This window comes from Massilia sp. CT11-108, from assembly GCF_047302915.1.
Lineage (GTDB): Bacteria > Pseudomonadota > Gammaproteobacteria > Burkholderiales > Burkholderiaceae_D > Telluria > Telluria orientalis.
In genome coordinates, this window is record NZ_JBKYMO010000144.1 from 1 (window position 1) to 12,215 (window position 12,215).

The following is a 12,215-nucleotide window of genomic DNA, read 5'->3' on the forward strand; positions in this document are numbered from 1 at the left end:
GCATGCGCCGTTTTTGGGATTGAAAGTTAACAGCTTCCCAAGCTGTTTACAACAAAAATTTGAGGGGAAGGCTCAGGCTCTGACCCCGAATTGTTTGGCGCGGGGAGTTATGGTTCGCGCCGCTTTTTTTCGTCTGTGTGAATTACCGTACGGGCAGAGCCGGAGCATGCGGCCGATAATCGCCGCAACTCTTCTGGAAAGGGCTGCCATGACGACCGTACGCAAGGGCCAGGCGCCCGCGAAGCTGAACCGCGACGAATTTCATCTCGTCTTTTCGCGCGACTTCTACGATCCCGCCTACCAGGCCGTCGCGAAAGAACTGGCGGCCGTCGAAGAGGTCGCGTGGCGCGCCTACATTGATTCGCACAAGGCGCCGATCACGGTGAAGGCCGGCCCCGGGTTCGCCGACCCGGACTACGACTTATCCGTCGAATGGAAAGAGGCGCACGACCGCCTGCTGGCCGCCGAGGCCCGCCAGAAAGATCCGGCGACGCCGCGCCGCATCCTCTTGATCAATGGCGCGGCGCGCAACGACGGCAGTTGCCCGGGCGAGATCTCGAAGACGTGGCGGCTCGCGAAGCTGTGCGAGGCCACCATCGCGGGCGAGGGCATCGAGACGGATCTGCTCGACCTGTCGCGCCTCATTTCCGACTACGACCGCCACATCCACCCGTGCAAGGCCTGCGTGTCGACGGCGATGCCGCTGTGCCATTGGCCGTGCAGCTGCTACCCGAACCATTCGCTGAACCAGGAAAACGACTGGATGAACGAGATCTACGAGCGCTGGGTGGCCGCGCACGGGGTCATCATCCTCACGCCCACGTACTGGTACCAGTCGCCATCGGTGCTGAAGCTGATGATCGACCGGCTCGTGTGCGCCGACGGCGGCAACCCCGATCCCACCTCCACGCACGGCAAGAAGGCGGAAGAAGCGAAGGCGCTGGAGCAGGACTGGGACTATCCGAAGCATCTCGCGGGCCGCGCCTACGGCCTCGTCGTGCATGGCGACGTGGCCGGCATCGAATCGACGCGGCGCTCGCTGTCCGACTGGCTCGACTGGATGGGCCTGATCGACGCGGGTCCCGCCGCCCTGCTCGACCGCTACGTCGGCTATTACGAATCGTATGCCGAAAGCCACGACACGCTCGACAAGGACACGGCGTTCCAGGAAGAGGTGCGCAACGTGGCGCGCTCCGTGTCGGCGGCCGTCGCGGCGGTGCGCTCGGGCAAGCTGCTGCAGCCGGACCGGAAGCTGGCCAATCCCCGGCCGAAGTGATGGCGGTCTTTTTTTGGTATCATCCCGGGATCGCTTGCCAATGAACCCCGCCGCATGTCCCACCTCGCGCAGCTGATGCATCAGCTTTCCGCCACCAGCAACCTGCCGCTCTACCAGCAATTGCAGCGCGCCCTGCGCGACGCGATCGACCGTGGCGTCTACGGCCCGGCGGAAGCGTTGCCGGCCGAGCGCCAGCTCGCGGCCGAACTGGACATCTCGCGCATCACGGTGCGCAAGGCAATCGACGGCCTCGTCGGGGAAGGCCTGCTCGTGCGCCGCGCGGGATCCGGCAATTTCATCAACACGCGCATCGAAAAGAATTTCGCCAAGCTGACGTCGTTTTCGGAAGACATGCGCTCGCGCGGCCGCACGCCGCGCAGCGTCTGGCTCAAGCGTTCGGAAGGATTGGTGACGCCGGAAGAAGCACTGCGTCTCGGCCTGTCGCCGGGCGCCGCCGTCTATCGCTTCAACCGCATCCGCTACGCCGACGACATGCCGATGTGCCTGGAATACGCGACCATTGCCGCGTCCGCCCTGCCCTCGCTGGACGCGGTGGACGTGTCGATGTACGAAGCGCTGGAAGCGAACGGCAAGCGTCCTGTGCGCGCGTTGCAGCGCCTGTCCGCCCTGCTGCTGAACGCCGAGCAGGCGAAGCTGCTGCAATCGAAGGAAGGCGATGCGGGACTGTGCGTGGAACGGCTGGGCTTTCTGCCGGACGGCCAGGCTGTGGAATTCTGCCGCTCCTATTTTCGGGGCGACATGTACGACTTCGTGGCCGAGCTGAGCGCCGGCTGATCAACTTTTACAACAACAACGCCATGACCAACCTGACCTACGAAGCCTATCTCGACGAAGTCGCCACCCTGCTGACCGAGCTGTACGACCTCGACGACGCCACCGCCATCAAGCTCGTCGTCGACGCGCAGGCGGCCGAGTATTTTTCGCCGCATGACGACCATCCGGAAATGCGGACGCTCACGCGTGCGCGCGAGGATGCCGTGGCGTTATACAAGGCACGCCAGGCCCGGGTGAGCACGCAAGCGAAGCAACAGCGCGCTACCCACAAGAAACGGTAGGCAAGCGCCCGTCAGATCGCCGTCAGGCCGCCATCGATGGCCAGTTGGTGGCCGGTGACGAACGACGCCTGCTCCGAGCACAGCCATAGCGCCGCGTTGGCGATCTCGGACGGGTCGGCGATGCGGCCCATCGGATGCGCCGCCTTGAGCTTCTTGTCGCGCCCCGGCTCGCGCTCGAGCATGCGCGCCAGCATCGGGGTCTTGACGGCGCCCGGGCATACGCTGTTGACGCGGATGCCGTCCTTGGCGTATTCGACGGCCGCGCTCTTCGTCAGGCCGACGACGGCGTGCTTGGACGCCGAATAGATGGCGCGGTGCGGTGCCGCCACGAGACCGCCGGCGTCCGCGATGTTGACGATCACGCCGCCGCCTTCCTGCTTGAGCATCTGGCGCAGCTGGCTCTTCATGCACAGCCAGACACCCTTGACGTTGACGCCCATGATGCGGTCGAACTGGTCGTCCTCGCCTTCGGCCAGCGGCAGGTATTCTTCCTCGACAGCGGCGCCATTGACGGCGCAGTCGATGCGGCCGTAATGGCCGACCGCCTTGTCCATCAAGGCCTCGACGTCCGCCGCGACCGTGACATTGGATTTCACAAACAGCGCCTTGCCGCCAGCTTCGACGATCAGGGCCGCAGTCATGTGGCCGCCGTCGACCGACGTGTCGGCGATGACGACACAGGCGCCCGCGCGCCCGAATGCCAGCGCCGTCGCCCGGCCGATGCCGCTGGCACCGCCGGTTACCAGCACTACCTTGCCTGCATACGAAATGCCGCTCGGAGTCTGCTTGGTCATGCCCTTCATCATGCTTCCTTTTCAATATCCTTGCGCAAGCTTTGCTTCCTACAAGCAATACTGCGCTCAGGCAACATGATAGCGCCCGTCCCGGGCATTGACCAAGTTTCTCAGCCATTCTGCAAGTGTATGAACGGCCGAGTGTTGCAATCAGGGTGCAGGTTTCACTTTTGCCTTGTCTCCAGCCATGACGACGGACATCTTCGCGGGGTCGATCGCCTTGCGGAACGCCGCGTTCAGCTGGGGCAAGGTGACGGCCATCAAACGCTGCTCGAACTCGGCCGACCACTCGAACGTGCGGCCGCGGTACATGTACGACGTCCAGCCGGCGGCCAGCGCGCCGTCGTCGGCACGGTTCTGGATCCTCTGTTGCATCAGACCCGACTTGGCGCCAGCGAGTTCCGCCGTCGTGAAGCCATCCTTGAGCACGCGCAGGAGTTCCTCCCGTACGGCGGCGTCGACCTTGGCCAGGTTCTGCGGCGCGGCGATGGCGCTGATCGCGAACATGCCTGCACGGTCGAGGTCGCCGGCGACGAGATTCGAGCCGCCGCCGTACGACAGCCCCTCTTTCTGGCGGATGCGGTCCATCAGGCGCGAGCGCATTCCGCCGCCGCCGAAGATGTAATCGGCCAGCATCAGCGCCGGGTAATCCGGATCTTCCACGTTGAGATCGACATTGATCCGCGCCGTATAAAAGCCGTTTTCCTTGTCGGGCGTATTCAGGAACGTATGGATGGGCGCGATGTCGCCGTTCTTGCGCAGCACGGGTGCCACGTGCATCGGGGCCTTCCACCGGCCGAACAGCTGGTCGACGAGGGGCGTGATCGCCTGCGCATCGAAATCGCCCACGATGGCCATCTCGGCCGGTACCGTGCCGTAGTAATCGCGGTGGAAGGCCTTGACCTGGTCCAGCGTCGCGCCCTTGATGTCCGCAAGATCTTCCTCGAGCGTCGTTTCGTGGCGAATATCACCCTTGGGATAAATATCAAAATGCTCGTTCAGCGCGCGCGATGCCACGTTGGTCGGCTCGCTACGGCTCGCTTCCAGCCCGACGATCGATTGCTGGCGCAATTGTTCGAATTCGGCAGCCGGGAAGCTCGGTTCGCGCAACACGTGGGCGACGAGTTTCAGCGCTTCGGGCAGGTTGTCGCGCGTCGTCTGGAAGTGCGTGAGGCTGCCGGAAATCTTGAGCTTGTCGAAGGCGTCGGCCAACTGCACGCGGTCGTACTTCGTCGTGCCGCGCATCAGCATCGCGTTCGTCAGCCCCGGCAGCGCCGCCTTGCCGAACAGGTTCTGCTCGTCGCCGATGTGCTGGCGCAGGTCGACGGTGACCGTCTGGCCGCGGTTCTTCTTCGGCAGCAACGCCAGTTTCACGCCGCCCGCCGTCGTCAGCGTCGTGCGTTTCATGATGTTGGCCTGGCTCGGATCGAAGTCCTCGGCGCTCAGGGTGGATGCCCGCGGCTTGAAATCCTTGAGCAGGCTTTGCACGCTGGGCGCGGGCGGGACCACGGCGCGCTGCGGATTGTCGTCCGGGATGAACTCGCCCGTGACGCGGTTATCGCGCTTGAAATAGCGCCCCGCTGCCGCGGCAACCTGTTCCGACGTAATCTTGTTGACACGGTCGCGGCCGACGAAGAACAGGCGCCAGTCGCCCAGCGCGATCACTTCCGACAGCGCGACGCCAACCTGCTGCGGATCGTTCAGGCTGCGCTCGAATTCGTTCAGGAAGGTGCGCTTCGTGCGCTCCATCTCTTCCTGGGTCGGCGGGTTCTTGGCGAATTCTTCCACGGCCTGCGTGAGGGCGGCGCGCACGGGTTCGAGCGGCGCGTCCTTCTTCACCACGGCGCCGAAGTATTGCAGGCCGGGCGCATAGCCCGTCTGGCCATAGGCGAATACCTGGCTCGCCTTGCCCGTCTCGACGAGCAGCTTGTGGAGGCGGCCCGTCGGCGAATCGCCGAGGATGGTCGAGGCGAAGCTCAGCACGTCGCTGTCGTCGTGCAGGCCGGACGGCACCTTGTAGCCGAGCGCGACGATCTGCACGTCGCCCTGGCGCCGCACGGTGAACGTACGGTCGCCGTCCTGCGTGGGCTCGACGGTCCAGAATTCCGGCAACGTGCGTTTCGGCTTCGGGATCGCGCCGAACAGGCGGTTAATCGACAGCAGGGTCTTCGCGGGATCGAACTTGCCGGCGACGAGCAGCACGGCATTGTCCGGCTGATAATACGTGTGATAAAAATTCTGCAGGTTCGAGATCCTGACGTTCTCGATGTCGCTCTTGTTGCCGATCGTCGAGCGGCCATACGAATGCCAGTCGTAGGCCACGCTCTGCATGCGCTTCATGAGGACGGCGCCCGGCGAGTTCTCGCCGTTTTCGTACTCGTTGCGCACGACCGTCATTTCGGAATCGAGATCCTTCCTGGCGATGCTGGAATGCGTCATGCGGTCCGCTTCCATGCCCAGCGCCCAGTTCAGGTTATCGTCGGACGCCTGGAACACCTCGTAGTAATTCGTGCGGTCGAGCGACGTCGTCCCGTTGAACTGCATGCCGCGGTCCTGGAACTGGCGCGTGATGTCGGGATGCTTCGGGCTGCCCTTGAACATCAGGTGTTCCAGCAGGTGGGCCATACCCGTCTCGCCATAATTCTCGTGGCGCGAGCCGACGAGGTACGTGACGTTGACGGTGACGGTGGGTCGCGACGAATCGGGGAACAGCAGCACTTTCAGCCCGTTCGGCAGCCGGTATTCCGTGATGCCTTCGACGGACGGGCCTTGCACGACACCCTTGGGCAGGTCGAAGGCGAAGGCGCTGCCGGCCGCGATGAACGTCAGGCCGCCCGCGACCGTATAAGCGGCCAGGCCGCGCTGGAAAAACGTCAAGCTCATGTCACTCCGTCAGTTACTGTTGTCCTCGGGACATGGTAACAGACGGGTACTTAGGCCAGGCTTACCATTATTGCCGCACCCGGCGTTCGTGCTGTTGCTGGTAGGGACTGATGCGGGCGAGGTCTTCCATTTCCTCGGCCAGGAAGCCGAGCAGGTCGTCCGCGCTGACGATGCCCGCCAGGCGTCCGCCCTCGCCCACGACGGGCACGCGCCGGATGCCGCGCAGGCGCATGCGTTCGATGGTGACGGAGACGTCGTCGTGCTCGTCGGCCGTGAGCAGGTCGTCCGTCATGATGTCGCCGACCTGCAGGCCGGCCGGATCGAGGCCGAGGGCGACGACGGACACGACGATGTCGCGGTCCGTCACGATGCCGGCGGGCGTGCGTTCGCCATCGACGTCGTCGACGACGACGATGTCGCCCACGTGATGTTTGCGCATGAGTAAGGCCGCGCCCTGCACGCTTTCATCGCGGGCGCAGCAGACGGTGTCGACCGTGCAGAGTTTTCCGACTTCCATGGCGAGCTCCAACGTCAAGCGTTAAAGCTACCCATGGTGCATTGATCGGAGTTTGAGGTAGATCAGGACTTCTTCTTTTCGTCCGCAGGTGGGACGAAGCACGCCTCGACGACTTGCAGGTCGTTGTCTTTGGCGAAATTGCACACGAAGTGGTAAGCGAGCGGTTCGATGCTTTTGAGGGCGTTGTTCACGACGACCGCCTTGACACCGTTCACGACGGTCGGGTGCACGTAGGGCGAGAACTTCAGGTGGGCGTTCGGACCACCGCTGCCGGCCGGCCGGAAACACGACATGACGCCGCACAGACGCTCGGCCCAGTCACTCGGGCGGAATTGCCTGCCCTTACTTGTCACGCCGAGAATGAAGAATTCGTCGGCGCCTTTCCCGGTTTGCGGTGAGTCGGCCATAGTGCGGCTTCTGAAACAAAGGCGTGGATGAGAACAACCCGACTATTATATCTTATAGAAGACCTGCGGACGAGCCCCATGTGCCGGCCCTGGTCGGACCGGCACGATGGACATCAACCGAGCAGGACTGCGCCCGACAGCAACAGCAGGAGCAGCATCCATAATAACAGCGCGCGCCAGACCAGGCCGACCGTACTTTGCAGTGCGCGCACGCTCGGCTCGTCGCCGGGCAGCATGTCGTCCTCGCTGGCGGTGCTGTCGACCGTCGCCGCGTCGGCCGGCAGGACGTGCGGTGCGTTCTCGGCCGGGCTGCCGAGGCGCACGCCCATCGCGCCGCCGCCCGCGGCCAGGATGATGCCTTTCGATTCGTCGGTCCAACGACTGGCGAAATTGCGCCACGCATAGATCGCATCCTCGAAATTGCCGACCACGGCAAACGCGATCGCCGTCAGGCGCACGGGAATCCAGTCGATCCAGTAGAACGCACGGGCCGCGAACTGGCCGAACGCCTCGTTGCGCATGTGATCCGGCTCGTTCCACGCGCGCGCGAGATATTCGGACACGCGGTACATGACGGCGCAAGCCGGGCCCAGCGGCATCAGGAACCAGAAGAACACGCCGAACACGTTGCGGTGCGTCGTGATCAGGGATTTTTCGACGGCGATGCGGGCGATCTCGCTGGCATCCATGCCGACCGTGTCGATCCTGGCCCACTCGGCCAGAAGTGTCCGCGCCGTCGCTTCGTCGCCCGCGTTGAGGGCGAACTGGATCGACGTGAAGTAATGGCTATAGTGGCGGAAACCGAGCGTGAGGTAGACGATCAGCACGTTCCAGGCGAACGCGGCGAACACGAAGCGGTAGTGCACGAGGACACCGTAGATGACGGCCGTCGGCACCATCAGCACGGCCATCATCAGGAACCAGCCCAGCCGGCCATGACTGACCTGGCCGGCATTGAACCAGCTCTCGATCTTCATGGCAAAGCGCTTGATCTCGGCGTAGATCTGGTTATCCGCGCGCAGCGGCTTCAGCTGTTCGATGAGCAGCGCGCACAGAATGGAGAAAAAAGTCATGCACGGTCCTTTGTACGTTGTTGCCTTACTTCATTGCCCGCTAGGGTAGCGCAGAGACCGGCGCGAGTCTACGTTTCGTCAAGCCCGCAGCAGGTGAAACAAGTTGCGCAGCATACCTGCTGTGGCGCCCCAGATGAAGAAGCGTTCGTACGGCATCGCATAAAAACTGCGGCGGCCGGCGCCGTCCGGCAGGTCGAACGACATGATCTGGTGGTTCATGCCATCCATGAGGAACCGCAAGGGCACTTCGAAGATATCGGCCACTTCATTCGATTCGGCCGTGAGGTCGAACGGCGGCGTGACGAGGCCCACGACGGGGGTGACGATGTAGGCGGACGCGGTGACGTGGTCGGGCAGCACGCCGACGATCTCGACGTGGCGGCGCGTGAGGCCGATCTCTTCTTCCGTCTCGCGCAGCGCGGTCTCGATGGGCGACGAGTCGTCCTCTTCCGCACGGCCGCCGGGAAAGCTGACCTGGCCCGCGTGGTTGCTCAGGTGTTCGGTGCGCTGCGTCAACAAGACCGTGAGGCCGTCCGGCCGGCGCACGAGGGGCACGAGGACGGCCGCGCGGCGCAACGTGGGGAAGCGCTGGCGCATGTCCTCGGGCAACTCCGGCACCCACGACGGCGGATGGGCGAGGCGTTCGCGCAGCCAGGCGACGTCCAGGCGCTCGGCCGGTAAGGCGGGCTCGCCGGCGATGGCGTCGACGGGCAGGCGCTTGGGATCGATATGCAGTTTTGCCAAGGGCTTTCTCCAAAAGAAAAAGGCATCCGACCGGATGCCTTTTCCCTACCGCAATCGCTATTACTTCGCAGCAGTGGTAGCGGCTTTGCGGGTCGGCAGTTTCTCTTTGATACGTGCCGATTTGCCCGAACGCTCGCGCAGGTAGTACAGCTTCGCACGACGCACGTCACCACGACGCTTCACTTCGATCGAAGCGATCAGCGGCGAATACAGCTGGAACGTACGCTCGACGCCTTCGCCCGACGAGATCTTGCGAACGATGAAGTTCGAGTTCAGGCCGCGGTTACGACGCGAGATGACGACGCCTTCGTATGCCTGGGCGCGCTTGCGGTTGCCTTCGACGACGTTGACGCTGACGACAACGGTGTCGCCCGGTGCGAAATCAGGGATGTTGCGGCCGAGGCGCGCAATCTCTTCTTGCTCGAGTTGCTGGATCAGATCCATTTTTATGACTCCTGTAACCATCTTGCCGGCGCGTTCGATGCCCGGTAGAGGATGGGATTAGACATGCGGTACCCCGGTGGGTACCGCCTTTATTCCGCGACCTTTTGCAAGGTTGCGAGAAACTGCTCGTCGGCCTTCGTCAGCAGACCGGCGCCACGCGCCTTGTCCAGCAGATCCGGCCGTTTCTTCGCGGTCGCCTCCAGCTGCTGCTTTCGGCGCCACTTCATGATCTCGGCGTGGTTGCCACCCATCAGCACGGGCGGCACGGCCACGCCTTCATAGACTTCAGGACGCGTGTAATGCGGCGAATCCAGCAGGCCGTTGACAAAACTGTCTTCGACCGCGGACGCGTCGTCGCCCAGCGCACCGGGCAACTGCCGCACCACGGCATCCATCAGCGCCATCGCAGGGAGCTCTCCGCCGGACAGCACGAAATCGCCGAGGGAGATTTCCTCGTCGACGACACGGTCCAGCAAACGCTGGTCGACCGCTTCGTAGCGTCCGCACAGCACGACGAGACCGGGCTCGTTCTTCAAGCCCATCACACGTTCGTGCGTCAGCGGTTTGCCTTGCGGCGACATGAACACGACGCGCGGTGCGGGCAAGCCCATGTCGATCTGGCGCTGCTTCGCCGCGTTGATCGTCGCTTCGAGCGGCCTGGCCAGCATCACCATGCCGGGACCGCCGCCATACGGGCGATCGTCCACGGTGCGGTGGCGGTCCGTCGTGAAATCGCGCGGATTCCAGATCGACAGGTTCCACAGGCCCTGCTCGTGCGCGCGCCGGGTCACGCCCGACTGCGTCAATGCGGCAAACATTTCGGGAAACAAGCTCACGACGTCAAACTGCATCGGGACCTCGCTTCAGGTGGACGGGATCAATAATCCAGGCCCCAGTCCAGGGTAATCATTTTGGCTTGCAAGTCGACCGTCTTGACGTACTGGTCCACGAACGGCACCAGCCGCTCCGGCGCTTTCGCATCGGGAGCGGCGTTCGGATCGGGCACGGGCGTGATCCGCAGGATGGACTGCGCGCCATTGTGCATCATGTCGGAAACCTTGCCGAGCGCTTCGCCCTGCAAGTTGACCGTATCCAAGCCGATCAGGTCGGTCCAGTAATATTCGTCTTCCGGGAGTTCCGGAAAGTCCGATCGCGAGACCTGCACCGTGGCACCCTTGAGCGCCTCGGCCGCTTCGCGGTCGGTCACGTCGACCAGCGTGGCCGTCACGTCGCCGCTGTGGTACTTCGCGTTCCGCATTTGCACGGGACGCAGCGACGGCTTGTCGATCCACCAGGTTTTGACGCTCAGCAGCGCATCCGCATCCATCGAATAGGGCGTCACGCGAACGCCGCCCCGGAGCCCGTAGGCACCGGTGATGTGGCCGACCTGGATCAGGTCGTCAGGCACCGCTTGCGCGGATGCCGATACAGGATGTGCTGCAGAATCTGTCAAACCGTAAAACCTTCGCTGTATTAAGCAGCAGCCTTTTGCGTAGCCACCAGGCGAGCAACAGCCGGCGACAGCTGTGCGCCCACGCCTTGCCAGTACGACAGGCGGTCAGCGGTGACGTTCAGGGCGACTTCTTTGCCCGAAGCCATCGGGTTGTAGTAACCGATGCGCTCGATGAAACGGCCGTCGCGGCGATTGCGCGAGTCGGTTGCAACGATGTTGTAGAACGGGCGCTTCTTGGCACCACCACGAGCTAAACGAATAACGACCATAATATTTCCAAAAGTAAGCTGGACGGAGAAAGCCGACGATTATAGCGCGCTCTATCCTGCATCAGCAAGCATTTACATAAAAACCAAGAACGCTGGCGCGCAGTCCCGGCCGAATCCAAGATTATCGCCGATTTCGCGACTCTCCGCCACTATGGCGGCCGCTTTTGGACGATACTGATGGCTTTCCTTTCAACAAACAGTCGATGTCGCAACATAAGAACAAGACCTTCGCCACCACCCTCGCCTTCCTGCTCGGCGGACTCGGCGCTCACCGCTTCTATCTCAAGGGCAGCGTCGACCGCCTCGGCCTGCTCCACGTCTGCAGCCTTCCGGCGGCCGGCCTCGTGTACGGCCTCGGCCACGCGCCGAATCCGTTCTGGGTCCTGCTGCCCCTGATCCTGTCCTGGCTCGTCGGCTTCGGCGAAGCACTGATCCTCGGCCTCACGCCGGACGAGAAATGGGATGCCCGCTACAACCGCAACTCCGGCCGCCGCTCCGCGTCGCACTGGTTCGTGATCCTGCTCGTCGTGGTCACGATGCTGGTGGGCACGACGGCACTCATCGCCACCATCTCGCGGCTGTTCGACCTGCTCTACACGGGCGGCGCGTACGGCTGACCAGCTCAGTATCAGCTTCACAGGCCGGTCGCGCTCCAGTCATACCGGGGCACCTGCACCGGCGGCGTGCCCGTCACGATCACGATCTCGCGGTGCGCGTTCAGCACGATCGTGGCGGGGTCGCCCGTGAAGCGCGTTACTTGTTCCTTGTCGATCACGTAATAGGTCGGCGTGCCGGGCAGCCCCGCCACCGCCGCGGTGCCGAGCGGCTGTCCCCACAAGGCAAAGAACTGCCCCAGCGTGAAGACCTTGGGCACATCCGTCTCGATGTGCAGGATGCCGGTGATGTCGTGGGTGTGCATTTCGTACGAACAGCCGCTGCCGCGCCCGATCGAATCCGGCAAGCCGAGCCGTACGCCGTCCTGGTAGATCGAAAGGAGCGCGTGGATGTGGTAATCCTCGTTCTTCGCGCACCCCACGCCGTCGACGACGGCCGTGCCCGTATGGCTCCACGCCGGCCAATGCGGGCTGCTGTCCAGGGTCGTATAGAGCTTGGAGTAGCCCGGCTCCAGCACGATGTCTGTCGGCGGCGCGGGATCGTCGGGCGGCTGCGGCGCCGGGGCGGGTGTCGGTGTCGGTGTCGGCGCCGGTGTCGGTGTCGGTGTCGGCGCGGGCGTGGGACTCGGCGCCGCCGGCGGATCGTTCGCGGCCGTCGTGGGGGT

14 protein-coding genes and 1 pseudogene are annotated in these 12,215 nt (G+C 63.7%); 4 read left to right on the forward strand and 11 right to left on the reverse strand.

Annotation, left to right across the window (positions count from 1 at the left end; genetic code table 11):
- The first annotated feature begins 208 nt into the window (after positions 1-208).
- From ACEN88_RS13680 to ACEN88_RS13690, 3 genes are read left to right on the forward strand one after another with little or no spacing between them, the layout of a single operon-like run.
- The gene (locus tag ACEN88_RS13680; RefSeq protein WP_413340353.1) at positions 209-1,276 is read left to right on the forward strand and encodes a flavodoxin family protein; all 1,068 of its coding nucleotides are present in this window, start codon (positions 209-211) and stop codon (positions 1,274-1,276) included.
- 54 nt (positions 1,277-1,330) lie between these two features.
- On the forward strand, positions 1,331-2,071 hold the full coding sequence (locus tag ACEN88_RS13685; RefSeq protein ID WP_413340354.1) for a GntR family transcriptional regulator: 741 nt from the start codon (positions 1,331-1,333) through the stop codon (positions 2,069-2,071).
- Between the two features lie 23 nt (positions 2,072-2,094).
- Complete coding sequence (locus ACEN88_RS13690; RefSeq protein WP_413340356.1) at positions 2,095-2,352, forward strand: hypothetical protein; 258 nt, start codon at positions 2,095-2,097, stop codon at positions 2,350-2,352.
- Positions 2,353-2,363: 11 nt separating this feature from the next.
- Here the strand turns inward: ACEN88_RS13690 and ACEN88_RS13695 are convergent, their stop codons facing one another.
- The 10 genes from ACEN88_RS13695 to rpsP form a co-directional block, all read right to left on the reverse strand.
- Positions 2,364-3,146, reverse strand: a complete 783-nt coding sequence (locus tag ACEN88_RS13695; protein ID WP_371764849.1) for an SDR family oxidoreductase — start codon at positions 3,144-3,146, stop codon at positions 2,364-2,366.
- Between the two features lie 150 nt (positions 3,147-3,296).
- Entirely contained in the window at positions 3,297-6,029 is a 2,733-nt protein-coding gene (locus tag ACEN88_RS13700) for a M16 family metallopeptidase (protein WP_413340358.1), read from the reverse strand.
- 67 nt (positions 6,030-6,096) lie between these two features.
- The gene (locus ACEN88_RS13705; protein WP_056129047.1) at positions 6,097-6,546 is read right to left on the reverse strand and encodes a CBS domain-containing protein; all 450 of its coding nucleotides are present in this window, start codon (positions 6,544-6,546) and stop codon (positions 6,097-6,099) included.
- 62 nt (positions 6,547-6,608) lie between these two features.
- Positions 6,609-6,953 carry a DUF3579 domain-containing protein gene (locus ACEN88_RS13710; protein ID WP_056129044.1) on the reverse strand — a complete coding sequence of 115 codons (345 nt, stop codon included), beginning with the start codon at positions 6,951-6,953 and terminating at the stop codon, positions 6,609-6,611.
- A 113-nt stretch (positions 6,954-7,066) separates the two neighbouring features.
- Entirely contained in the window at positions 7,067-8,026 is a 960-nt protein-coding gene (locus ACEN88_RS13715; protein WP_413340359.1) for a CobD/CbiB family protein, read from the reverse strand.
- Positions 8,027-8,104: 78 nt separating this feature from the next.
- The gene (locus ACEN88_RS13720) at positions 8,105-8,770 is read right to left on the reverse strand and encodes a CoA pyrophosphatase (protein ID WP_413340361.1); all 666 of its coding nucleotides are present in this window, start codon (positions 8,768-8,770) and stop codon (positions 8,105-8,107) included.
- 60 nt (positions 8,771-8,830) lie between these two features.
- Positions 8,831-9,214, reverse strand: a complete 384-nt coding sequence (gene rplS / locus ACEN88_RS13725; RefSeq protein WP_056440636.1) for a 50S ribosomal protein L19 — start codon at positions 9,212-9,214, stop codon at positions 8,831-8,833.
- A gap of 89 nt (positions 9,215-9,303) precedes the next feature.
- Positions 9,304-10,065: a tRNA (guanosine(37)-N1)-methyltransferase TrmD gene (trmD, locus tag ACEN88_RS13730; protein ID WP_413340363.1), complete on the reverse strand. Its 762-nt coding sequence runs from the start codon at positions 10,063-10,065 to the stop codon at positions 9,304-9,306.
- Between the two features lie 26 nt (positions 10,066-10,091).
- The gene (rimM, locus tag ACEN88_RS13735) at positions 10,092-10,622 is read right to left on the reverse strand and encodes a ribosome maturation factor RimM (protein WP_413340365.1); all 531 of its coding nucleotides are present in this window, start codon (positions 10,620-10,622) and stop codon (positions 10,092-10,094) included.
- A 65-nt stretch (positions 10,623-10,687) separates the two neighbouring features.
- Positions 10,688-10,936, reverse strand: a complete 249-nt coding sequence (gene rpsP / locus ACEN88_RS13740) for a 30S ribosomal protein S16 (RefSeq protein ID WP_036238507.1) — start codon at positions 10,934-10,936, stop codon at positions 10,688-10,690.
- 203 nt (positions 10,937-11,139) lie between these two features.
- On the opposite strand from rpsP, the gene ACEN88_RS13745 reads away from it, so the two are divergent.
- On the forward strand, positions 11,140-11,553 hold the full coding sequence (locus ACEN88_RS13745) for an NINE protein (RefSeq protein WP_413340368.1): 414 nt from the start codon (positions 11,140-11,142) through the stop codon (positions 11,551-11,553).
- Between the two features lie 17 nt (positions 11,554-11,570).
- On the opposite strand, the pseudogene ACEN88_RS13750 reads toward ACEN88_RS13745, so the two are convergent.
- A pseudogene (locus ACEN88_RS13750) lies at positions 11,571-12,215 on the reverse strand (hypothetical protein); the annotation flags it as partial.

Excerpts from the sequence above, each read along its gene's own strand:
- ACEN88_RS13680 (WP_413340353.1), top strand. The coding sequence starts at position 209 with ATGACGACCGTACGCAAGGGCCAGGCGCCCGCGAAGCTGAACCGCGAC.
- ACEN88_RS13685 (WP_413340354.1), top strand. The coding sequence starts at position 1,331 with ATGTCCCACCTCGCGCAGCTGATGCATCAGCTTTCCGCCACCAGCAAC.
- ACEN88_RS13690 (WP_413340356.1), top strand. The coding sequence starts at position 2,095 with ATGACCAACCTGACCTACGAAGCCTATCTCGACGAAGTCGCCACCCTG.
- ACEN88_RS13695 (WP_371764849.1), bottom strand. The coding sequence starts at position 3,146 with ATGACCAAGCAGACTCCGAGCGGCATTTCGTATGCAGGCAAGGTAGTG.
- ACEN88_RS13700 (WP_413340358.1), bottom strand. The coding sequence starts at position 6,029 with ATGAGCTTGACGTTTTTCCAGCGCGGCCTGGCCGCTTATACGGTCGCG.
- ACEN88_RS13705 (WP_056129047.1), bottom strand. The coding sequence starts at position 6,546 with ATGGAAGTCGGAAAACTCTGCACGGTCGACACCGTCTGCTGCGCCCGC.
- ACEN88_RS13710 (WP_056129044.1), bottom strand. The coding sequence starts at position 6,953 with ATGGCCGACTCACCGCAAACCGGGAAAGGCGCCGACGAATTCTTCATT.
- ACEN88_RS13715 (WP_413340359.1), bottom strand. The coding sequence starts at position 8,026 with ATGACTTTTTTCTCCATTCTGTGCGCGCTGCTCATCGAACAGCTGAAG.
- rplS (WP_056440636.1), bottom strand. The coding sequence starts at position 9,214 with ATGGATCTGATCCAGCAACTCGAGCAAGAAGAGATTGCGCGCCTCGGC.
- trmD (WP_413340363.1), bottom strand. The coding sequence starts at position 10,065 with ATGCAGTTTGACGTCGTGAGCTTGTTTCCCGAAATGTTTGCCGCATTG.
- rpsP (WP_036238507.1), bottom strand. The coding sequence starts at position 10,936 with ATGGTCGTTATTCGTTTAGCTCGTGGTGGTGCCAAGAAGCGCCCGTTC.
- ACEN88_RS13745 (WP_413340368.1), top strand. The coding sequence starts at position 11,140 with ATGTCGCAACATAAGAACAAGACCTTCGCCACCACCCTCGCCTTCCTG.